Origin of the sequence: Salipiger bermudensis, assembly GCF_017309175.1 — a bacterium.
GTDB classification, from domain to species: domain Bacteria; phylum Pseudomonadota; class Alphaproteobacteria; order Rhodobacterales; family Rhodobacteraceae; genus Salipiger; species Salipiger bermudensis.
In genome coordinates this window covers 1-21685 of record NZ_JAEKJV010000026.1, presented here as the reverse complement: position 1 = coordinate 21685, position 21685 = coordinate 1, and the positions used below count along the sequence as shown (strand labels likewise).

The window sequence follows — 21685 nt, the reverse complement described above, 5'->3', positions numbered from 1 at the left end:
TGAAGATGAACGAGGACGTGCTGTTCCTCGCCCTCACGCGCCCGGCGATGATCTTCGGCATCCCTGTCGAAGCCTTTGCCATGTGCTGCGGCATCGGCGGGCTGGCGATGATCGCCGCGGACTCGATCTTCTACCTGCCCATTGCGCTCCCCCTGCTTGGCGTCTCTCGCCTGATCGTCGAGCGCGATCAGAACGCTTTCCAAATCCTGTTTCGCTGGCTGGACACAAATGCCCGGTGCCGGAACCGGAGCCTCTGGGGGGGATCATCGACATCCCCCCTGCGTCTCCGCCGCCTCTACAAGATCGAGGAGATCGACTGATGGGCCTGCTGGACAAGATCAAGACGGAGAACACGGCAGACCGCTACCTTTCCTTCATCCGCCACTCGGACGCGCACACGATCATCACGCGCAACCGGGGGGCCTTCCAGATGCTGAAGCTTGAGGGCGTCTCTTTCCGCACGGCAGATACCCAGCTCATCAACACGCTGCACAACCAGCTCAGCCATGCCCTGCGCAACATCGCCGACGACACCGTCATGGCCTATGTCCATGTGGTCCGGGCCACCGATGACGACTATCCGTCTGGCACCTTTGTCACCGACCTCGCCCGCTGGATCGACGAAAGCTATCGCAGCCGCATCGAGGCCAAGCGCCTGTTCCGGAACGATCTGTATCTGACGGTCTACATGCAGCCCCGCAGCCTGCCCGGTGGTCGGCTGGCAAAGGGCGTCCGTCGTGCCCGCACCAGCCAGATCGAGGTGGACCAGGATCTTCTGGACGACCTCGACGACAAGACCACGCAGCTGACCCGCAGCCTCAGCCGCTTCCGGCCTCGGAAGCTCTCGATCATCCGGGACCACCGCGACCTGCTGATCTCTGAGCCTGCCAGTGTTCTCAAGCAATTGATCTCTGGCCGGTATGAGCCAGTCCCGCTTGTGAACGGAACCATCGGCAACGCGATCTACACCGACCGGGTGATCTTCGGGCGGGAGGCGCTGGAAATCCGCCATGCCGCCGCCAGCACCTATGGCGCGATGTTCGGCATCAAGGAATACCACGCCCGCACCCGCCCAAACATGTTCGACAACTTGCTGACGGCCCCCTTCCGCTTCGTCCTGACCCAGTCCTTCCGCTGCACGGCGAAGAACGAGGCCATGCGCCAGATGACCCTCAAGGAAGGGCGGCTGCGCAACGCGAATGACCCCGCCGTGTCCCAGGCGGACGGGCTGCGCGACGCCCGCGACGACCTGATGTCGGGCGAGTTCGTGATGGGCGAACATAACCTGTCACTGACCGTCCTGACCGATGACGCCAAGGAGCTGAAAGCCCGCGCCGCAGATGCGCATAACCTCTTGTCGGAATCCGGAGCTGTCGTCGCCCGTGAAGACATGGGGCTTGAGCCGCAATTCTGGGCGCAGCTTCCCGGCAACCACGCGCACCGGGCGCGGGTGGCGATGGTAACCAGCCGTAACTACACGGCCATGTCGCCGCTGCACAATTACCCGACCGGCCACCGGCACGGCAACGAATGGGGCGATGCGGTCAGCAAGCTCCAGACCAGCGCCGGAAGCCCCTTCTACTTCAACTTCCATGTCGGCGATTTGGGCCACACCTTCATCTGCGGCCCCTCCGGCTCCGGCAAGACGGTGGTGCAGACCTTCCTGCTCTCTCAGCTGGAAAAATTCGGGGCCAAGCGTGTGCTCTTCGACAAGGACTACGGGGCCGAGATTTTCGTTCGCGCCTCGGGCGGCTCCTATCTCGATTTCCAATCCGGTCGCCCGACCGGCTGCGCGCCGTTCATGGCAATCGACCTTGATGCGGACGGCCAGGCCTTCATGGTCGAGCTGGTCAAATCCATGCTTGGCGGCGAGCGCGCCACCTTCTCGGCAGAGGACATCCGGCGGATCGAGATGGCCGTCGCGGGCCTGTCCAACCTGCCGCGCACTGGCCGCACCGTCTCCGCCCTGCGCGAGTTGCTGGGGTTCGGCGGCGGCGCGGAAGACATCGGCAACCGGCTGGATCGCTGGCTCAGCAACGAACGGCTCGGCTGGGTCTTCGACAATTCCGAAGACACCATCGCCTTCGATGCCGACCTGGTGGGCTTCGACATCACGGCCTTCCTCGACGATCCGGAAATCCGCAACCCGATCATGATGTATCTCATGCGCCGGGTCGAAAACCTGATCACCGGCCAGCGCATCGCGATCTTCATCGACGAGTTCTGGAAGGCTCTGTCCGACCCCTATTTCTCGGACTTCGTGAAGAACAAGCTGAAGGTCATCCGCAAGCAGAACGGCATCATCGTGGCCGGGACGCAGTCGGCCTCCGACGTGGTGAACAGCCCCATTGCCCGCACGATCATCGAGCAATGCGCCAGCCAGATCTTCTTCGGCTCCGATCGCGCCAGCCGCAAGGATCTGGTCGACGAGTTCGGCCTGTCCGAACGCGAGTTCCAGATCGTCCGCGACGAGCTGCCCCTCGGCCATTTCCTGATCAAGCAGGCGCAGAACTCGGTGGTCTGTGACCTCGACCTGTCGGGCCTCGATGACGTGCTGACCGTCCTGTCGGGCCGCACCGCCACCAACGCCATCATGCACGCGCTGATGCAGGACCACCCTGCCCCGAAAGACTGGCTCCCCCGCCTGTTGCAGAAAAGGAAGGACCTAAGATGACAAGGCTCTCCATGCCCGCCGCTGCGCTGGCGCTGTCCCTCTCGACCACGGCCCATGCCCAAGGCGTGCCGGTGGTAGACACCGCGGCCATCGCCAACGCCAAGGCCGAGTTCGTCAAGGAAATCGCCCAGATGGTCGAAGAGTTGGAACAGGCCAAGGCGCTCTATGCTTCGATCAACGGCCTGACGGACATGGATTCCATCGTCAGCGCTCTGAATTCGCCCGATGTCCGCGAGCTTCTCGGGCCGGATGCCATGCAGATCGCCAGCGACTTCGACATTGACCTCGATGACTTGGGCGATCTGGCGGGCAAGGCGCAGGACGCAGCCGACTTCTCCGCGCTGGATGGGACCAATATCGACGCCGATGATTTCTACCAGAGCGAGCTGGACCGCATCCGCAACCAATCGGCCCGTGATACCGCCGTCGGGGATAGGATCGTGTCGCTGTCCGATGACCGGCTGGCGGGGCTTGAGCAACTGCGCAGCAAGATCGGCACCGTCTCCACCCAGAAGGAGGTGCACGCGCTGAACGCCCGGATCGCGGTGGAACAGGCCATGCTCCAGAACGACACCAACCGCATTCAGGGTCTCGCCATGCTCCAGCAAGCCCAAGCAAAGGTCGAAGAGCAGCGTCAGACCGAAGTCGCCGCACAGCGCCGTGCCAAGGAAAGCGCGGCCTTCACCAGCATCTACGGCGACGACAGCTTCTGAGGAGACACCATGCACCTGCCCCTTCCCCTGATCATCACCCTTGCGGCTTCAGCGTTTCTCGCGGGCTGCAAGGAAGAGGCCGAGAACCACACGGTCGATTACTTCACCGCCAATCCCGCCGAACGGGCAGCGATGCTGGAAAGCTGCGAGCTGTCCGACCGCGCGATGGATGACGCCAATTGCGTGAACGCCCGCAAGGCTGCCCAGAAAACCCAGACGCAGAAGGACCGTGAAGGTTCGGACCGTCTCTTCGGAGACCCGTCCTTCAACTGATCATCGCCGCCACCCGGAAAGGGCCGTCCCATGCTGCAAGCGCTCTACGACAATTTTGCTGACAGTCTCACCGACAAGATGAACGACATCAGCAGCACCATCTCTTCCGAGCTGACTGCACCGCTGACGGCGGCCCTGACGATCTACCTGGTTCTCTATGGCTGGGTGATCATCCGTGGCTCCATCCACGAACCGCTGATGGATTTCACCCTGCGCGGCGTGAAGCTGGCGATCATCTGGACCCTCGTGTCCAGCGCCGGCGATTACTCGTCCTGGGTCGGGGACACGATCCTCAACGGCATCCCCGACTTCGTGGAAACGCTGACCGGCGGCTCGACCGACCTGCCCTCCGATCCCGTCATGGCGATGGCGGGCCGGATCAGTGCCGAGGTGCAGGATCAGTACGGCTCGGGTATCGCTGGCTCGATCTATGGCTATGTCCTGTCGATCGTCGTGATCATCGCCGCCGTGCCCTTTGCCGCGATTGCCTTCGTGATCAGCCTTCTTGTCCATTTCGGGCTGGCGCTCATGGCGGCGATCGGCCCGCTCTTCGTCGCCTTCGCCCTCTTCGATGTCACGCGCGGCTGGTTCTTCGCCTGGCTGGGTCAGGCCCTGAATTTCGCCCTGCTGAAGCTTCTGGTCATCGTCCTCATGCTGGTGGTGACCTCCTTCATCGGCGACGTCTATTCGAGCTTCAGCATCGAGGACGGCGCGGCGGCAGTCTCTGCATTCCTCGTCGCAATGGCCTGCGGCACGATCTTCTTCTTCCTGCTTCCCTCCATCGCGGCGGCGCTGAGCGCCGGGGCCGGTGCCTCGACCGGCGCAGCGCAGCGCTTCGTGGAGCGAAAGCTTCTGGGAAATGCGGCACCCCGGCAGGGAGGCAGCACGCCCCCTTCCGGCGGCTCCGCGACACGACAGAGCTGAGGCGGACAAATCCACCTCTTCCACGATTAGACTCCAAGGTTACGCGATGAAGAAACTTGTCCTCCTGATGGCCGTCCTCAGCATTTCGGCCTGCGCCACGACGACGCCGCTGCCGGATGTGAAAGGCTCGGTCGTCCGACCCCTGAACCCGACCAAATGGGACTATCAGACCGCCGTCCTCGAAAAGCAGAAGGAAATCGGCGTCACGCCCCAGATCGCGGACACGCGGGAGGGGCAAGACGTATGACGGTATCGCAGGACAAGGACCTTGCCGCCTATCTGAAGGAGGCCCGCAGCTTCGACTATGACAGCCGCCTCGCCGCCGAACGCTCCAAGCGGACAGCCTGGATCATCGCCGGGGCCGCCAGCGTCATGGCGCTTACCAGCGTGGCCGCTGTCGGTTTTATGGCCCCGCTCAAGGAAGTGGTGCCCTTCGTCATCCGGGTCGATCAGGCCAGCGGTGTGCCCGAGGTCATGACCCGGCTGAGCGACGGCGAAACCACCTATGACGAGGCCGTCACCCGCTATTTCCTCGCCCGCTATGTCCGTGAACGCGAGGGCTACACCTATGCCGAACGGGAGGCGATCTTCCACGAGGTGACGCTGATGTCCTCGCCCGAGGAACAGGCGCGCTTCTCGACCTATTACAACGGCTCCAACCCCAAGAGCCCGCAATACGCCTATGGCACCGACACCAAGGCCGAGATCAAGATCCGCTCGATCTCCTTCCTGAATGACGGGCTGGCACAGATCCGGTTCTACAAGACCGAGACCAACGAGCGGGAAAACCTGACGACGCAAAGCCTCTGGGTCTCGACCATCGGCTTTGATTTCGACGCCGATGCGGAGATCAGCACCGAAGATCGTACGATCAACCCTCTGGGCTTCATCGTCAGCACCTATCGGGCCGACCCGGAGGTGACGGAATGATCCTGCGTACAGCCCTCATCGCCTGTCTGGCGCTCAGCGCCGCTGCGCCTGCCTTGGCGCTCGACATCCCGAACCCGTCGCGCTCCGACAGCCGCGTCCGCTCCGTCAGCTACAACGAATGGGACGTGGTCCGTGTCGTTGGCACCTTGCGAACCTCCGTGCAGGTCGTCTTCGCCCAGACCGAGGAAATCATCGACGTGGGCAGTGGTGACACCGTCGCCTGGGAGATCGTGCCGCGCGGCAATATCCTCTACCTCAAGCCGCGCGAGGCCAACCCGCCGACCAACCTTCAGATCGCGACCATGCGCGAGGATGGCACCACCCGAACCTACTCCTTCGAGCTGATCGTCCGGGACGGCGCGATCACCAACAACTCCAAGGATGTCTACTTTCAGATCAGGTTCGCCTACCCGACCGACGAGGCCAACCGCCGCCGAACTGAGGCCGCAGACCAGAAAGCGCGGGCGCAGGAAGAGGCCGCAAAGGCAAGGCTCGCGGAATCCGTGGCAACCTCCGGCTCGAAGAACTGGCGCTATCTGGTCGCCGGGTCGCATGACCTTCAGCCATCGCAGGCCTACGACAACGGGGAAATGACGGTTCTGACCTTCTCGCGGATGAACCGGATGCCCTCGGTCTTTTTCGTGGACAGCACCGGCACCGAGCGCATGGCGAACACCACGGTCCGCAAGAACCAGATCATCGTGCATGACGTGGCCCCCGAAATGCGCCTGCGCCTCGGGCACCAGGTCACCGCAATCTACAACATGGGGCTGGGATCTTCGTCTGGTGGCTACACCGGCACCGGCACCACCAGCCGCTCCGTGCAGCGCGAAATCATCGGACAGTGATCATGACGACTGAAGAGCAAGCGCCGCAGGACGGTGCACCCGAACCAATGGAAAACGGCATAGAGGGCGAGCGCGGCATCTCCTCGATCACCAGCGCGAAATCCGCCGGGCTGAACGAGAAGAACAAGAAATTCCTCGTGGCCGCTGGCCTCGTCTTTCTCGGCACGATGGCCTTCCTCCAATGGCCTTCCGACGAAGAGCCTGCACCGCCCGAAGAAACCGAGCGCCAGCAGACCACAATCCGACCCGGGCAGAACTTCGAGCCTGCGGAACTGCCCCAAGAGCAACAGCAGACCCAACCGGAGGAGACTGACCCCAAACCCGAAGCGCCGGTCGGCCCGATCGAGCGCGTGCGCCGGGAAGAACAACTGGCTCCGGCGGAACCGAGCGAGGCCGAACAGCTTTACGAGTCCTCAAAACGTGCGCCTGTCATGGCCTATCAGGGCAACCTGACGGGCCTTGCCGGATCGGCGGCCCAGACAGGCACCGATGCCGGGGCCAATCTCTTCGGCGGCTCGGCCGAGGGCGCGGGCGGCAAGCTGACGGGACTGGCGGCTGAGCTTGTCACCAGCGACCGGCAATCGGAAAAAGCCACCGTCCTCGCCCATCCGAACCTGACCGTGACGCAGGGCACGACGATCCCCTGTTCACTCGATACGGCGATGGACTCGACGGCCCCCGGCATGGTCCGCTGCACCGTGACCGACGATGTCTATTCGACCACGGGCGCGGTGATCCTGCTGGATCGCGGCACCCGTATCGTCGGCGAGTACAAGGGCGGGATGCAGCGAGGCCGCAAACGCCTCTTCGTCATCTGGACCCGAGCCGAAACACCGAACGGCGTGATCGTGAACCTCGGCTCGCCCGGTGCCGATGCCCTTGGTCGTACCGGCTTCGATGGCGATATCGACACCCAGTTCTGGACCCGCTTCGGCGGCACGATGATGCTGTCGATCATCGACGATGCCCTGATCGTCGCCACCACCTCCGGCGACGGCGATGATGACTCCTATGAAAACTCCCGCGCGGCGGCGCGCAGCCTCGCCCAGACGGAGCTGGAAAACACCATCGACGTGCCCGTGATCCTGCGGAAGAACCAGGGCGAAGAGGTCTCGGTCATGGTGGCGCGCGATCTCGATTTCTCCGGCGTCTACCGGCTGAAATGATGGAGAGGCCCATCCTGCCGCAAGCCAGGCCCATGCCCCCGGCTCTGGCCTCTCACATGGCCCCGCTGTCGCCCTTCCTTGAACGCCATGACGTTCTGGAAATCTGCATCAACCGCCCCGGCGAGGTCTTCGTCGAATATACCCAAGGGACATGGGAGCGCGTCGAACTGCCCGAGCTGACCTATGCCTTCCTGACTGGCCTCGTCGCGACCGTGGGCACCTTCTCCCGACAGAAGGTCAACGAGACGACGCCGCTCCTGTCTGGCTCCCTGCCACAGGGCGAGCGCATCCAGATCGTGCTGCCGCCTGCCGTCCCGGCGGGCACGGTCAGCATCACCATCCGCAAACCTGCACAGCGGACCTTCACGCTTGACGAGCTTCTGGGTCAGGGCATGTTCGAAGCCGTCACCAACGCCCCCTCTGCCTTGTCTGGCGAGGATGAAGCCCTCCTCGACCATCACCGCAACGGCGACTGGAAGACCTTCCTGAACGCCGCCGTGCTGGCGAAGAAGAACATCCTGGTTTCGGGCTCCACCGGCTCGGGCAAGACAACTTTCTCGAAGGCGCTGATTCCGCTGATCCCGACAGATGAACGGCTGATCACCATCGAGGACACCGTCGAGCTGGAGCTTCCGCAGCCCAACGTGGTGCGGATGATCTATTCCAAGGGTGGTCAGGGCGAGGCCAGGGTCACGGCGCGCGACCTGCTGGAAAGCGCGCTCCGGATGCGGCCCGACCGCATCTTCCTGCAGGAGCTTCGCGACGCCTCGGCCTTCTACTACCTGCGCAACGTCAATACCGGGCATGGCGGGTCGATCACCACCATACACGCCGACTCCGCCACGCTCGCCTTCGAGCAGCTGGCCCTTCTGGTAAAGGAGAGCGAGGCGGGGCGCGATCTCAAGCGCGACGAGATCAAGGACATGCTCACCCAGATGGTCGACGTGGTCGTGCAGATCAAAAAGACCGCCGCCGGGCGCAGAGTCACCGAGGTCTATTTCGATCCCCGCAGAAAGCTGGGGACTGCCACATGATCGTCCAGAACTGGCATCGCCTTGGCACCCCCGCACGGGCTGCCGCCATCTCGGCCGCGGTGGTCTTTGCCGTGGCCGGGGGGCTGGTCACCGCCGCCTATGTCATGCAGTGGGGGCTGGAGGTCCCGCTCCACCTGCCCCGCGACCTGTTGCTTTGGCCGCAGGCTGCACTGGCCGGATACACTGATCCCGAGACAGTCAAATGGATCAAGCTCTCCGGCTATGCCGGGCTGCTGCCGACCATCGTCATCGCCGCCGCCATCCTGAAAGCGCAGCCGAAACCGGACGTGCATGGCCGCGCCGAGTTTGCACGCGCCCGCGATATCCGGCAGGCGGGCATGAGATCGAAGGCAGGCCTCATTGCGGGCTTCACCGGCTCCCTGCCCTCCCGACACTATGGTAAGCGGGTCGACAAATGGGGCCGCGCAGTCGAGCAAGGCGGCGCGGTCAAGATCCAGAAAGCCGGACATCTGACGCCCCAAAACCTGCTGATGTATGGCGGCGACGAACACGTCCTGCTCTATGCCCCGACCCGCTCCGGCAAGGGCGTCGGCGTGGTGATCCCGAACCTCCTCAACTGGCCGGACTCTGCCGTGGTCCTGGACATCAAGAAGGAGAACTGGACCCTGACCGCAGGCTTCCGCAAGGCGGGCGGTCAGGAGGTCTTCCTGTTCGACCCCCTCGATCCGGATGGTCGCACGCATCGCTGGAACCCCCTCTCGACGGTCCGGCGCGGTACGGATTACCAGATCGAGGATCTTCAGCGGCTGGCCGATCTGTTCATTCCTGTGGCCTCGAAAGACCCGTTCTTCGACCGGGCCGCACAGACGGCCTTTGTCGGCGTCGGCGGCTATCTGGCCGAAACGCCGGAACGGCCCTTCACCCTGGGGGAAATCTACCGCCAGCTCACCCTGACCCCGGACTTCGTCCAGACCTTTCAGAAGCGGATCGAAGACAGAAAGGCCTCTGGGCGTCCGCTGTCGCTTCAGACCGTCTCGACCCTCAACGACTTCCTCTCGAAGAGTGAAAACACCTTCGAGAGCGTGAAATCCACGATCACCGCCAACCTCGGCCTCTTCGCCAACCCGATGCTCGACCGCGCGACCGCCGCCTCGGATTTCGCCTTCGCCGATCTGCGCCGCAAGCGGATGACGATCTATGTCGGCATCACGCCCAACAACCTCGGTCGCCTCGGGCCGCTGATGAACCTCTTCTTCCAGTCCTGCGTCGATGCGAACATGCAGGAACTGCCCGAGCATAATCCGGCCCTGAAACACAAGATCCTGCTCTGCATGGACGAGTTCGCCTCGGTCGGGGAGCTTCCGGCCTTCAAGCGCGGCATTGGCTATTTCGCGGGCTACGGCATGAAGGTGCTGACCATCGTCCAGACCCCGGCCCAGCTGGCCGACATCTACGGCCAGGACGGCGCCGATGCCTATATAGACAATTCCGGCGTCAGCATCGTCTTCACCCCGAAGGGGGTGAAAGAGGCGCGTAACCTCTCGGAACGGCTCGGCACGCATGGCGTGGAAGCCCGCAGCGAGTCCAAGTCCAAATACCTTGCCAACCGCAAGGGCACGACCGTCAGCCACAGCGAACAGAAACGCTCCCTCATGCTGCCGCAGGAACTGCTGCAAATGGACCAGAGCGAAGCCCTGGTCTTCGTCGCCGGACACCCACCGATCCGGGCGAAGAAGATCAGGTTCTATGCCGAAGCGGCACTGCTTGAACGCTCCAAGGTGCCGCCACCCGTGGTCCCCAGGATCGACCGCCACGCCCTGGCGGACGCCGTGGCCTCCCTGAGAGACGAGAACGCGATGCTACGCGTGAGCGTCTCCGTCCTTCAGTCCAACTTCGACAAGCTGGCCGGTCTTAAAGCCTTCCAGGCCGCGAACGTCGCCGATGGCGAACCTGCCGAAGTGCCGATGACCGACGATGAGATCGCCAACCCCGAAGGCATCTCCTTCGACCGGCTGGCCCTGAGCGGGCAGAAGGCACAGGCGAAAATCAAGGAGCTGAACAAGGCCGGACAGGTCGGAACACGCAAGGGCGCGGCGGACATCCTCGCCGCCCTCGGCTGTGACGTCGCCCCCGCGAAAGCCGAAAGGAAACGGAATGCCTGAGACGGACAAGAGTACGAGCTTCACGCTCTCCTACGCGCACAACGACAAGGAAGAGCGCTTCACCTCAGCCACCGACGCAGGGCGTGCCTTCGCGGATGCTGACGCCAGCCAGCATCCCCGCGTGATCGAGGCCACGGACAAGGGCGCGCGCACCGTCGCCCACACGGTCACCATCGGCACGGACATCCAGAAGTCCGTTCCCACGCTCGATAGCGTCCGCAAGGTTCTCACGGACCTCAACCGCGATGGCGCGGCCCCTTCCCGCATGACGCAGACCAACATGGACTTCTGGACCGGCTATCATGAACGGGCCGCGGAGAAGGCCAGCCCGGAAAAGCAGCCCAAAGACCAAGGCTCGATCTCGCCAAGCGAGAGACAAAAGACCAAACCGGATCTGGACCGCTTTGACCTGCCCATCAGCTACCACGACAGGTTTCTTGTCACGAAGGCGAAGGGTCAGCAGGACCTCTACCGTTCCTATGATGACGCCCGGCCTGCGATCGTCGACAAGGGCGACCAGCTCAGCACCCGAAACGCGGATCGCGGGACTGCAATGGACATGATCGAGCTGGCCTCGCATCGCGGCTGGCAGAGCCTCAAGGCGAAAGGGCCAGAGGAGTTCCGGCGCGAGATGTGGGTCGAAGGTACCGCCCAGGGCCTGAAGGTTCAGGGCTATCGCCCGACGGAGAAGGACCAAGAGGAAGCAACCCGCCGGTCCCAGATGATCGGCGAACGTGCCATTGAGCGGACAGACCGTGCCTCCCTTTCCGGAAATGCCAAGACGCCCGACCGCGAAGACCAGCAGGCCGCGCCGCGCCAAAGCTACTCTGACGGCATCTCCGGCAAGATCACCGACATCGGCACCGCCCCCTATCGCAACCGCGAAGGCGCTGACCCCGTGCCCTTCATCGCCCTGACCAACAAAGCAGGCAAGGAAGAGCATATCTGGAGCGTCACCCTGCCCGCCGCGCTCGAAAAGCATGACCTGAAGCTCGGCGACCGCGCGACCTTCTTCTCTCTCGGCGTCGAGCCCGTGACCTATAAGACCAAGGATCAGAAGACGGGAGAGGAAGTCGAACGCCAGGGACACCGCCGCCTCTGGGACGCCAAGGACATCGAGCGCGAAGCACAGCCGCAACGGGCGTCACAGGGAAAATCTGCGGCGAAGGCAACCACTGAGGAAACACCTATGGCCGACAAGCAGCGCGAGCAGGACACCAAATCCGATCGGCTAGAAGACCGGATCAAGCGCTATGAACCGGGCGACCACGCCGCCAAAGGCCCAGCCAGCGTTCTGGCCCACATGGACGCACGGCTTCGGGCTGAAGGTGTCTCTAAAAAGGACCGCGAGACCGCCCGCGACCATGCCGCCAAGCTGCTATCCCAAGGGATGAAGGCCGGAAGGCAGATCCCAATCCAAAAGCTCGCCAACGTGACCAAGGAGCAGGAGGCCCAAGTACACGGAGCGACCACCAAAGAGGCGAGAGTTGTTCCTGAGCGCAAGATATTGGATCAAACCAAGGGTAACCGCTCTAGATAGAGCGAAGTATCGACTTCACATAGTCGTTAGCTTCCAGCAACTGGAGGGCTTCTTTCTACTTGACGACCGACCGCCGGGAAGTGTTTATCGTCGATGGACGAAAGGAAACTGTGTGCTCGGTAGGATCTTCATCATTCTTGTTGCATTGCAGCTCGTTGTGACGAGTGCATTTGCGCATGTGATGCCGATGGCCGAACATTGTGCAGAGCCTGCGGCTCAGCATGTGCATAGTGACGAAATATCCGTTCTTCAGGATCAGGTGGTCGACACTGCCTTCGAGACTGAGCAGCAGCCCAAGCCAATGGGACTGCTTCATTGTGCCAGCGTTGCTTGCACAGATCAGTCTGGAAATACGTCTGCTGTCGACCTGCACAAAGATTTCCGGATCACGGACCTGAATCCAGCCGAACCGAGCATGGCTCTGCAGTCCGTTCTTCTTTCCTTCCTTCGGCCCCCTCTGGCCTGAGCACGCCTGTCCGGCGTTGATTGCGGCGTTGCCTGAGCGGCGACGTCCCGCAATCCGATCATTTGCGCCCTCCACGGGGGCAATCCCCCGCCGCATCTGATCCTTCTCCCTCCCTTCACTGCTCGGCAGTGATCTCCTCTTTGCGGGGCCATCCTTTTGGTCCGCGCTCACGGAAAACACATGAAACACACGAACTTCCTGCGGCCTCTCGCCGTAGTGCTGGGGCTTGCCCTCGGCCTGCCCGCGCAGGCTGGCACCTATGACATCACCGTCGACAAGGTCCGGATCGACACCGGAACCTTCAAGAAGAACGGCATCGGCTACAATGGCAGCCAGACCCCGACCATCCTGCACTTCCAGGAAGGCGAAGACGTCGTCATCCGCGTGAAGAACAATCTGCGCGAAAGCACGTCGATCCACTGGCATGGCCTGATCCTGCCGTTCCAGCAGGACGGCGTGCCGGGCATCAGTTTTAACGGCATCAAGCCGGGCGAAACCTTTACCTACCGCTTTCCGATCGAACAGGCAGGCACCTACTGGTTCCACAGCCATTCGGGTTTCCAGGAGCCCGACGGCGCCTATGGCGCCATCGTGATCGCCCCAAAAGGCGGCGAGGCCGTGCCGACGAACCGCGACTACGTGGTGCAGTTCACGGACAAGCATCCGCACAGCGGATCGCGGATCTTCCGCAACCTGAAAGCTTCGGCAGACTACTACAACCGCGCGCAACGCACGGCGCAGGACCTGATCGAGGACGCAGGTGCCGAAGGTTTGAAAGCCGCCCTTCAAGATCGGAAGATGTGGGGCGCCATGCGTATGATGCCCACGGACATCGAGGATGTTCAGGGCTTCACACCGCTGATCAACGGAGCCAGCACCCAGCAGAACTGGACCGGCATCTTCAAGCCCGGCGAAAAGGTGCGCCTGCGCCTGATTAACTCCTCGGCGACGACCTATTTCGACGTACGCGTGCCCGGTCTGAAAATGACGGTAGTGCAGGCCGACGGCAATGACGTGAAGCCGGTCGTGGTGGATGAGCTGCGCATCGCCGTGGCTGAAACCTATGACGTGATCGTCCAGCCGCGCGAGGCCAAGGCCTATTCGATCATCGGCGAAAGTGCGGGCCGCACCGCGATGGTGCGGGGCACGCTGGCGCCGTCCGAAGGCATGGTCGGACCCTACTACAAAATGCGACCTCAGCCGCTGCTGACCATGGCCGACATGGGGGGCATGATGTCCGGAATGGATCATTCGGGAATGGACATGGGCGGTATGGACATGTCTGGGATGGACATGAGCGGATTCGACATGTCCGGTATGGACCACTCCGGCCATGATATGAGCGGCTTCGACATGTCGGGCATGGACCATTCCGGGATGGATATGGGCGGCATGGACATGTCCGCTGGCATGCCCGTCGTTCCTTCTGAAGGCGCACCGGGCGCTGCCTTCTACGCGCCGGGCAGCGGGCTGATCCCGACGGCGGCCAATGGCGGCAAGTTCCTTGGCTACGAAGACCTCACGGCGCGCAAGCCGCTCTACCGTGATCGCCCCGCCACCCGCGAGATCGAGATCCGCCTTACCGGCAACATGGAACGCTACATCTGGTCCATCGACGGCGTGAAATACGAAGACGCCGACCCGATCCGCCTGAAATACGGCGAGCGGGTCCGGTTCAAGTTCGTCAACGAAACCATGATGGCGCATCCGATGCATCTGCACGGGATGTGGTCGATCATCGACACCGGAAAAGGGGCATACGACCCCGTGAAGCACACGGTCAGCGTCGCACCCGGAACGACGCTCTACACCGAGACCGAAGTCGATGCCCCCGGCCAGTGGGCCTTCCATTGCCACCTCTCCTACCACATGGCCGGCGGCATGTTCCGCAAGGTCATCGTCGAAGGCGGCCCGTCCTGATGGGCGCGTATTCCAAGGAAACCAATCACATGAAAAAACTGCTGCTTGGAACGGCCCTCGGGCTTCCGCTTGCGCTGACTTTTACCTCAGTCGCGATGGCCGAGGTGGGCGTTTCCCCGACAGTCTGGGGCGTGCGGACCGACAAGCTCGAATACCGGATGGGCGATGAAGAGAACTCCTTTGCCTGGGGGTTCGAGGCCTGGACGGGCAATGACGAGCTGCGGCTCGTCTGGAAGAGCGAAGGCGCGAAGATCGAAGGTGGCGATTTCGAAGAGATGGACAACCAGATCCGCCTCCAGAAGCCGATCACCGATTTCTTCGATGGCTTCATCGGGATCGCCGCCTCCACGCCGGACGGCGCGCCCGAGCGCTACTATGGCGCTTTCGGCGTCACCGGCCTCGCGCCACAGTGGTTCGAGGTCGAGGCGGCGCTCTACGTTTCCGAATACCCCTACATCGGGGCGGAGGTGGAGTACGAAGGCCTGCTGACCAACCGGCTGATCCTGACGCCGTCTCTCGAAGTCAGCCTGCCGCTGGCGGATGATCCCGCGCGCGAAATCGCGGCGGGCGGCGGCTCTGTCGAGCTGGGACTGCGACTGAGCTACGACCTGATCGGCCGCAGCGTGTCGCCCTATGTCGGCGTGAACTACGAACGCGCCTTCGGCGGAACAGCCGACATTCTCCGCGATCATGGCCATGAAGTCGACGAGCTGACCGGCGTCGTCGGCATCAACTTCATGTTCTGATTTTTCTGCGCCCTCTCGGCTACTTCGAAGCCGCGGAGAGGGCGCAGCCTTTTCAACCTGAACCAACCAAGGGAGCACCCCAATGAAACTTCGTACTATCCTGACGTCCGCCGCACTGTCGGTCGGTATGGCCCTGAGCGCAGGCGCTGCATTGGCCCACGGCAAGGGCATGATGACCATGCCGGGCAACGGCCAGACGGTCGGCGCGGACACCAAGGTCATGCACCTGATGTTCACCGATCCCATGCAGATCACCACCGTCACGATGGCCGCACCTGATGGCAAGACCTACAAGATCAACGGTCCTGCCGCGAACCAGGCCGTGAAGACCTGGGAAGGCAAGCTGCCGAAGCTCGCACCGGGCAGCTACAAGATCGACTGGCGCGGCATGTCGCCGGACGGCCACCCGATGAACGGCAGCTTCGCGTTCAAGGTCGCTAACTGATCATGGGCGGAGTTCTTGCCGCACTGGAACCGGTGCAGATCGCCTCGATCCTCGTCAAGGCGGGGATGTATGTCAGTGTCCTGCTTGCGGCGGGCTCCGTGATCAACCTCTGGCTCCTGACGGAGCTGGATGCCCCTGCAAGCCGTCGCCTCAGGCGACTTGCAGCATGGTCAGCCTTCGTCGGCATTGTCTTCAGCGCGCTGAACATTCCGCTGCGGGCGGCTTTCTTCTACGGGGGCTTCGGCGGCGCGCTTGATCCGATGATGCTTCAGGTCGCGCTCTTCAGCCCGCTCGGCCTGTCGGTGGAGGCCGACATTCTTGGCCTTCTCGGCATCGCGACCATCGCGCTCAATCGCGGTTGGACACGACCTGTGGCGGTCCTTGGCGTCATTCTTGTTGCCATCAGTTTCGCGCTGCGTGGTCACGCGACCGAAGATCCGAGGCTGGCGCTTGCAACGCTTTTCGTCATCCACATCCTGGCTGCGAGCTTCTGGATCGGGGGCTTCTATCCGCTCTATGACATGGCGCGGCGCGGCAACGAGGCAGCCTGGCGTACTGTCGAACGGTTCGGTCAGGCAGCGCTTGTCATGGTCGGGCTACTTGTCGTGGCGGGCGTCGTCATCCTGGTGATCCTGGCGGGCGATCCCATCGCGGTCCTGACCCAACCCTGGGGGCAGTTCCTGATGCTGAAACTGGCAGTCGTGGCCCTGCTTCTCGGCCTCGCCGGGCTGAACAAGCTTCGGCTGACCCCTGCCCTGGCCGAGACCGGAAACGCCGGCCCGCTGAGGGCGTCGATCCGATGGGAGGTAGCGGCCTTCCTCGTGATCCTGCTGGTCACCGCGACCTTCACGTCCACAGTCGCACCTGAGCACGTCGGCTAACCCAGAAAGGCACCGGGGGCGTCACGACAACGCCCCCGTTTCTCACCTCAGCCCCCGAGGGCGCGCAGGCCCATCCAGAGCCCCATCACGATCATCATCAGGTTCTCGGTCAAGGAAATGAACCCGAGCGGCACGTTGGAGTTCCCGCCGACGCAGGCACATTTCAATCCGCGCTTGTCGATGTAAACCGCCTTGAACACGCTGACCGCCCCAATGGTCCCGATGAAAAGGGCGACGGGTGCGGAAATCCATGTCAGGACTCCCGCAGTCATCAGGATGCCAGCCAGCGCCTCGCCGTAGGGGTAGATCTTGCCGTAGGGCACCCAACGTTTCGCCAGCAGGTCGTAGTTCAGGAACATTGTCGAGAACTGCTCAACGTCTTGAAGCTTCTGGATCGCAAGCACGGTCATGGACAACGAGATGAACCACTGGAAGCTCTGCCAAGTCAGGATCGTCCCGTATTGGTGCCACGCCAGCCCAAGCGCCAGCAGGGCACAGACTGAAAAGATCGCGATGACAGGTCGATATGTCGTGTCGCTCTGTTCTTCCTTGGGCGGGTCGATCCCGAGGAAAATGCGCAGGTCGTCATGACCCCCGATCCGTTTCCCGTCAATGAAGGTCTGCGGCGTCGTCTTGACGTCATGCTCGCGCTTGAAGGCCTCAGTCTCGTCCTCGGTCTTCAGGTGATGATCTTCGACGGCGTAGCCTTTGCGCTCAAGCAAGTCCTTGGATTTCAGACCGAAGGGGCATGTGTGCTCAGGCATGACCATGCGGTAGAGAACGGCGGTTTTCGTGGTATCTTTTGGCATGATCATCTTCCTCAATTCGTGCAGGCGTACTGACCGCGGAAACCGGCCTCGTAGTCAGGGCCCGCGCTGATGACGAAATCCTGAAGGCCATCATCTTCCGTATTGCGCACATCAATCGTGATCGGGTCAGCGGCGAAGCTGTCTTCCCCGCCATCGAGTTGCACAAGATCACCGCTGATCTTGACCAAGGCAGTGCCGTTTCCAGACACGAACACGGGCGGGCTCGTTTCAGTGTAGGTGAAGCTGCACGCGGCCCCATCCGGGAAGACCTGGGCGATATCTGCCTGCGTCAGGAACTCCGGATCGACCTTGGAAACGACCTCGCTGGACAAGGCGTCCTGAGCGGGTTTCAGTTCGGCTACCGGTTCATCCCCGGCGGGCGTCGCCTCTCCATTCGCCGAAATGTCCGCGATCAGATAGCGCATCTCCGCGATTTCCTTATCCTGGGCGTAGATGATGTCATCGGCCAAAGTGCGCACCCTGGGATCGGTGATTTCCGCGCGCGACGACGTCATGATGGCGATCGAATGGTGTGGGATCATCGCGCGCATGTAAGCCCGGTCCTGCACCGTCACCTGACTGCGCACCAGCCAGAGCGCCCCTGCGAAAACGATGATGGAGCCCGCGAATATCGCGATATTGAGCGTGCGGTTCTTGTACATGCCGAGCATGAAGGCCAGCATGACGAAGGCCATAACCGCCCCCATGACGATTGCCATATAGGCGCGTGTTTCTGACCAGAAGATATGGCTGATCAGATACGTGTTCAGGTACATCAACCCGAACATCAGAACCGTAGACACGGCAATCATCAGGAAAAAGCGGGAATAGGCCATCGTCACCTCCGAGTGCGTTTAGGGGAATAACAACCTTCCAGTGGGTGAATGTTCCCTAAAAGTTGGCTTTTCTCGGCCTATTCCTGCTGAGTTCTTTCACGTTGATAGGCGCGTTCGCGCTCGGGCCAGGTGGATTTGATGTAGTCGAGGATCGCTCTAATTTCCGCATCCCTCAGGCTGTCGCCAAAGCCGGGCATGTCACTTTCATATCCCCCGCCGACCACCGCTGCAGTCCCGTCCCGCGTGATGCGGAACAGGATGTCGTCGCCATGATGCCAAGTGTGGCCCGTTGCATCATGGGGTGGCGCAGGCAGGCGGCCGTCGGGACCGAGGCTGCGCCCGTCCGGCTGCCCCTGAAGCTCCGTCCCATGGCAGGATGCACAGTTCTGCTGATACAAAGCTGCGCCATCCATGCCTTCCTCTGCCGCAACGGCCTGCGCCCAGCTTGCAAGAGTTGCTGCAAGTGCGATCAGGCCCTTCATGCGACCATGATCCAATTCGTCATTCCCGAAGCTGCGTGCCCCAGCATATGGCAATGCAGCAGCCACTTTCCCAGATTGTCCGCAACGAAGGCGATCTCAGTCATCTCGTTGGGCATGACGAGAACCGTGTCCCGTAGAGGACCAAGGCTTCCGTCTTCCTTACGCGTCCTGAAATGCATCCCGTGCAGATGCATCGCGTGCGGGAAAATCGTGTCATTGGTCATGCGGATGCGGGCCGTCTCGCCGCGCGAAAGCGTGGCAAACGGCGCCTCTCCTAGCCCGGCCTGTCCGGCCAGCGCCCAGAACTGTCCTTGTTGCACCAACTCCTGCCAGGTCAGTTTCTGCCCGTTGAAGGCTGCGCTTTCCAGGCCGCGCATCGCACCGCCCTGCAGCGGCATCTCAAGGACAGGCGCGGTGTCGACGCCCACAACCTCCATGCGCGGATTGCGTGGCAAGGGCTGAGGCGCACCGCGCGGAACTGAAGCGGCACGCCCTTCGACAGAAACTTCAGCCAGTACGCGCCAAGTATCATCCGCTGCGGCAAAGAGAAGTCCTGCGGTTTCCCCTTCCTCGGCGGTGATATCGACGATCAGATCCATGCGCTGTGCCGGTGCAAGCACAAGCGTATCCGTCACCGGTTCTGGCGTGTCGAGAGGCATGCCGTCGAGAGCCACCGTCCAGCCGGTCAGCCCCTCCAGCTTCAGACCGAATATCTGGGCATTGGCCGAGTTGATCAGCCGCAGCCTCAGCCGCTCGTTTTGCCGGGCCGACAGGCTGTAATCGTAGCGCCCGTTCACGCCCACGAGGTTGCCGATCTGGCCTCCGTGGCTGCGCGTCATCGGCGCTGCGAAGTCATCGACGAACAGGCCCGTATCAGGTTCCAGCAACCAATCGTCGATCATCAGGACCTCGTCCCGGTCCACATCAGGCGGTGTGGCCTCTTCGATGATCAGGGCTCCGGAAAGACCCCGCGCGACCTGTTCCATCGAATTTGTATGGGCGTGATACCAGTAGGTTCCCGCATCAGGCAGATCGAAGGCGTAGTCGAAGCTCTCACCGGGCGGCACCGCGTTCTGGGTCAGCCCCGCGACACCATCCATGGCGTTGTCGATACGGATGCCATGCCAGTGAACAGAGGTCGGAACCTCCAGCGTGTTCACAAGTCGCCGTTGCAACCGGCTGCCTTGAGCGGCGCGGATGACCGGGCCCGGGATCGTCCCGTCGTAGCTCCAGACCGGCGTCGCCGGATAGCCATCCGGGGCAAGCTGCACCGTGGCTGCCCTAGCTGTCAGGAGCGCCATATCCTGAGCCTGAGTAGGGCGCGCCAGTGGAACAGCCGCGAGACCTGCGCAGAAGGCGCGTCGTGTCATCTTCATGTTAGTTGATCCCATTGGCGCGCTGTACTTCGCGGATGTAGGCGATGATCGACGTCACATCCGCGCGGGTCACCCCGGGCTGCGGCGGCATGTCGCCGAGTTTCCAATGGTGTGCGCGTACGCCGTTCGCAGCCGCCATCTGGAAGGCCATATCGCCATGATGCGACGGCTCGTAGATCTTGTGGATCAGCGGCGGGGCGATCCCCATTTTCCCGGCGGCATTGTCACCATGGCAATCAGCGCAGACCGCATCGAAAGCCCGCTTCCCCATCGTCCCCTCGGGCGACAATGTATCGGGAAGAGTGACGGCCACCATGGCCGCGCCCTCCGCTGGCGCCATGGTTTCCTGCGCGGGGGCGGTTTGCTCGGAGGAGCGAGTGACTGCATAAGCACCAAGCGCCACGACAAGAATCGCGGCCCCGGTGAGGGTGAATTTGTTCATGATAGTATCCTGATCTGCACGGCTTTGCGGGCCGCGCGCTCTGATGATGGGTCGATCGGAAACGACCCAGGTTCAACTGGAGCTGGCTCAGGCGCGAGGAGGCGGGAGGTCAAGGGACAGACTGATCGTCGTGCCACTTCGTGGCTCCGGCCACGCATGACGGAGGCGTGGCGGGTTGGCGCTATGGAGAGGCTGACTGGTATCGACAAGGGCCCAGCCTGCGCAGGTCGCCATGTCAGAACAAGGCGCGTCGACCTGGTGCTGGTGCGCCGGGGCCTGCTGATTTGCATCGATGATCGCCTCTGGGCAGGCCGCGCATTCATGCATCGCGGGCCCAGCCGCAGACATTTGCGGGAAGGCAGCCAGCATCACCAGGCTGGTCAGGACGATGATGGCGAGCAGACGCATGGGGACCTTTCGTCGTCAGCCAGCAAGATGGGATCTCGCGACACAATGGTCACTACTGTCCCCCGTACACTGCGTTTTCCAGGCGTGTACACCTATCCCGCAGACTGCGGTCTGCCGACTATAACCTTGTTTCAGGACTACGTTATTCATCATTCATCGCGGTTGCCATACTGCGGAGCGAGCCAATTCGATAGATAGCTCCTCTCGAAGAAGAAGACAGTGAAGATCCCCGCGCCAGCGAGGATGACGATCATGGGATCGCTCTGCAACTTCATTGCCGTAAATGCAGTTAGCACGATGGCGTCGAAGCATAATGCCGCTATCAAAATCGGACTCCGGGCTCCGATGTCTTCCCGGCGGAAACGCCATACGCCCCAATGGACCACCATGTCCATGACCAGATAGAAGAACGCACCGAGTGATGCGATCCGGCCTAGGTCAAAGAACACTGCCAGCCCTGAGGCAACCACCACCGTATAGACAAGGGTGTGGCGCTGGATCGGGCCCGTCATGCCGAAATGGCTGTGCGGTGTGAACCGGCATGCAAAATTGACCCCGTAGCGGGGTGATCGGCGTCCAAAAATGACCCCCTTACACTGATGTGGATGATGCCCCCGAGGTCATCGGGGAGCACAGTGTGGGATGTTGG

General features: G+C 62.3%; 23 protein-coding genes. 16 read left to right on the top strand and 7 right to left on the bottom strand.

Going from position 1 to position 21685, the window contains the following annotated elements; translation table 11 throughout:
- Positions 1 to 5: 5 nt before the first annotated feature.
- Genes JF542_RS22975 through JF542_RS22920 form a run of 12 tightly spaced genes read left to right on the top strand, consistent with a single transcriptional unit; the run spans position 6 to position 12225 of the window.
- Entirely contained in the window at positions 6 to 320 is a 315-nt protein-coding gene (locus JF542_RS22975; protein ID WP_242533903.1) for a VirB3 family type IV secretion system protein, read from the top strand.
- Positions 320 to 2674: a VirB4 family type IV secretion/conjugal transfer ATPase gene (locus JF542_RS22970; protein ID WP_207077551.1), complete on the top strand. Its 2355-nt coding sequence runs from the start codon at positions 320 to 322 to the stop codon at positions 2672 to 2674. The genes JF542_RS22975 and JF542_RS22970 overlap by 1 nt, the downstream gene beginning before the upstream one ends.
- Entirely contained in the window at positions 2671 to 3387 is a 717-nt protein-coding gene (locus JF542_RS22965; RefSeq protein WP_207077550.1) for a type IV secretion system protein, read from the top strand. The genes JF542_RS22970 and JF542_RS22965 overlap by 4 nt, the downstream gene beginning before the upstream one ends.
- A 9-nt stretch (positions 3388 to 3396) precedes the next feature.
- Positions 3397 to 3660: an EexN family lipoprotein gene (locus JF542_RS22960; RefSeq protein ID WP_207077549.1), complete on the top strand. Its 264-nt coding sequence runs from the start codon at positions 3397 to 3399 to the stop codon at positions 3658 to 3660.
- A gap of 30 nt (positions 3661 to 3690) precedes the next feature.
- A complete protein-coding gene (locus JF542_RS22955) occupies positions 3691 to 4584 on the top strand; it encodes a TrbL/VirB6 family protein (RefSeq protein ID WP_207077548.1) in 894 nt (297 codons plus the stop codon).
- 46 nt (positions 4585 to 4630) lie between these two features.
- Positions 4631 to 4831, top strand: coding sequence for a hypothetical protein (locus JF542_RS22950; protein ID WP_207077547.1), 201 nt, complete (start codon positions 4631 to 4633; stop codon positions 4829 to 4831).
- Positions 4828 to 5514, top strand: coding sequence for a VirB8 family type IV secretion system protein (locus tag JF542_RS22945; protein ID WP_207077546.1), 687 nt, complete (start codon positions 4828 to 4830; stop codon positions 5512 to 5514). The genes JF542_RS22950 and JF542_RS22945 overlap by 4 nt, the downstream gene beginning before the upstream one ends.
- Positions 5511 to 6362 (top strand): P-type conjugative transfer protein VirB9, encoded by an 852-nt coding sequence (virB9, locus tag JF542_RS22940; protein WP_207077545.1) that lies wholly within the window; start codon positions 5511 to 5513, stop codon positions 6360 to 6362. Before JF542_RS22945 ends, virB9 begins: the two co-directional genes overlap by 4 nt.
- A gap of 2 nt (positions 6363 to 6364) precedes the next feature.
- On the top strand, positions 6365 to 7528 hold the full coding sequence (gene virB10, locus JF542_RS22935; protein WP_207077544.1) for a type IV secretion system protein VirB10: 1164 nt from the start codon (positions 6365 to 6367) through the stop codon (positions 7526 to 7528).
- Positions 7529 to 7560: 32 nt separating this feature from the next.
- Entirely contained in the window at positions 7561 to 8562 is a 1002-nt protein-coding gene (gene virB11, locus JF542_RS22930) for a P-type DNA transfer ATPase VirB11 (protein ID WP_007803500.1), read from the top strand.
- On the top strand, positions 8559 to 10685 hold the full coding sequence (locus JF542_RS22925; RefSeq protein ID WP_207077543.1) for a type IV secretory system conjugative DNA transfer family protein: 2127 nt from the start codon (positions 8559 to 8561) through the stop codon (positions 10683 to 10685). Before virB11 ends, JF542_RS22925 begins: the two co-directional genes overlap by 4 nt.
- Positions 10678 to 12225 carry an LPD7 domain-containing protein gene (locus tag JF542_RS22920; RefSeq protein ID WP_007803504.1) on the top strand — a complete coding sequence of 516 codons (1548 nt, stop codon included), beginning with the start codon at positions 10678 to 10680 and terminating at the stop codon, positions 12223 to 12225. Before JF542_RS22925 ends, JF542_RS22920 begins: the two co-directional genes overlap by 8 nt.
- Positions 12226 to 12280: 55 nt before the next feature.
- Here JF542_RS22920 and JF542_RS22915 read toward each other — a convergent pair whose 3' ends face one another.
- Positions 12281 to 12787, bottom strand: a complete 507-nt coding sequence (locus JF542_RS22915; protein ID WP_154657521.1) for a hypothetical protein — start codon at positions 12785 to 12787, stop codon at positions 12281 to 12283.
- A 60-nt stretch (positions 12788 to 12847) separates the two neighbouring features.
- On the opposite strand from JF542_RS22915, the gene JF542_RS22910 reads away from it, so the two are divergent.
- The 4 genes from JF542_RS22910 to JF542_RS22895 all read left to right on the top strand — a co-directional run bounded on the left by JF542_RS22910 (position 12848) and on the right by JF542_RS22895 (position 16683).
- Positions 12848 to 14611, top strand: coding sequence for a copper resistance system multicopper oxidase (locus tag JF542_RS22910; RefSeq protein ID WP_224888688.1), 1764 nt, complete (start codon positions 12848 to 12850; stop codon positions 14609 to 14611).
- A 29-nt stretch (positions 14612 to 14640) separates the two neighbouring features.
- Entirely contained in the window at positions 14641 to 15357 is a 717-nt protein-coding gene (locus JF542_RS22905) for a copper resistance protein B (RefSeq protein WP_040545970.1), read from the top strand.
- An 82-nt stretch (positions 15358 to 15439) separates the two neighbouring features.
- Positions 15440 to 15802 (top strand): copper resistance CopC family protein, encoded by a 363-nt coding sequence (locus tag JF542_RS22900; protein ID WP_009807496.1) that lies wholly within the window; start codon positions 15440 to 15442, stop codon positions 15800 to 15802.
- Between the two features lie 2 nt (positions 15803 to 15804).
- A complete protein-coding gene (locus JF542_RS22895; protein ID WP_007803515.1) occupies positions 15805 to 16683 on the top strand; it encodes a CopD family protein in 879 nt (292 codons plus the stop codon).
- A gap of 47 nt (positions 16684 to 16730) precedes the next feature.
- Here JF542_RS22895 and JF542_RS22890 read toward each other — a convergent pair whose 3' ends face one another.
- The 6 genes from JF542_RS22890 to JF542_RS22865 all read right to left on the bottom strand — a co-directional run bounded on the left by JF542_RS22890 (position 16731) and on the right by JF542_RS22865 (position 21548).
- Complete coding sequence (locus tag JF542_RS22890) at positions 16731 to 17492, bottom strand: glutaredoxin family protein (RefSeq protein WP_195903890.1); 762 nt, start codon at positions 17490 to 17492, stop codon at positions 16731 to 16733.
- 11 nt (positions 17493 to 17503) lie between these two features.
- On the bottom strand, positions 17504 to 18328 hold the full coding sequence (locus JF542_RS22885) for a DUF6692 family protein (protein ID WP_007803519.1): 825 nt from the start codon (positions 18326 to 18328) through the stop codon (positions 17504 to 17506).
- A 77-nt stretch (positions 18329 to 18405) separates the two neighbouring features.
- Positions 18406 to 18810 (bottom strand): c-type cytochrome, encoded by a 405-nt coding sequence (locus tag JF542_RS22880; RefSeq protein WP_207077542.1) that lies wholly within the window; start codon positions 18808 to 18810, stop codon positions 18406 to 18408.
- Entirely contained in the window at positions 18807 to 20186 is a 1380-nt protein-coding gene (locus tag JF542_RS22875; RefSeq protein WP_207077541.1) for a multicopper oxidase family protein, read from the bottom strand. Before JF542_RS22875 ends, JF542_RS22880 begins: the two co-directional genes overlap by 4 nt.
- Position 20187: 1 nt before the next feature.
- Positions 20188 to 20628 (bottom strand): c-type cytochrome, encoded by a 441-nt coding sequence (locus JF542_RS22870; RefSeq protein WP_007803524.1) that lies wholly within the window; start codon positions 20626 to 20628, stop codon positions 20188 to 20190.
- 557 nt (positions 20629 to 21185) lie between these two features.
- Positions 21186 to 21548 carry a hypothetical protein gene (locus JF542_RS22865; RefSeq protein ID WP_479725291.1) on the bottom strand — a complete coding sequence of 121 codons (363 nt, stop codon included), beginning with the start codon at positions 21546 to 21548 and terminating at the stop codon, positions 21186 to 21188.
- Between the last annotated feature and the right edge of the window lie 137 nt (positions 21549 to 21685).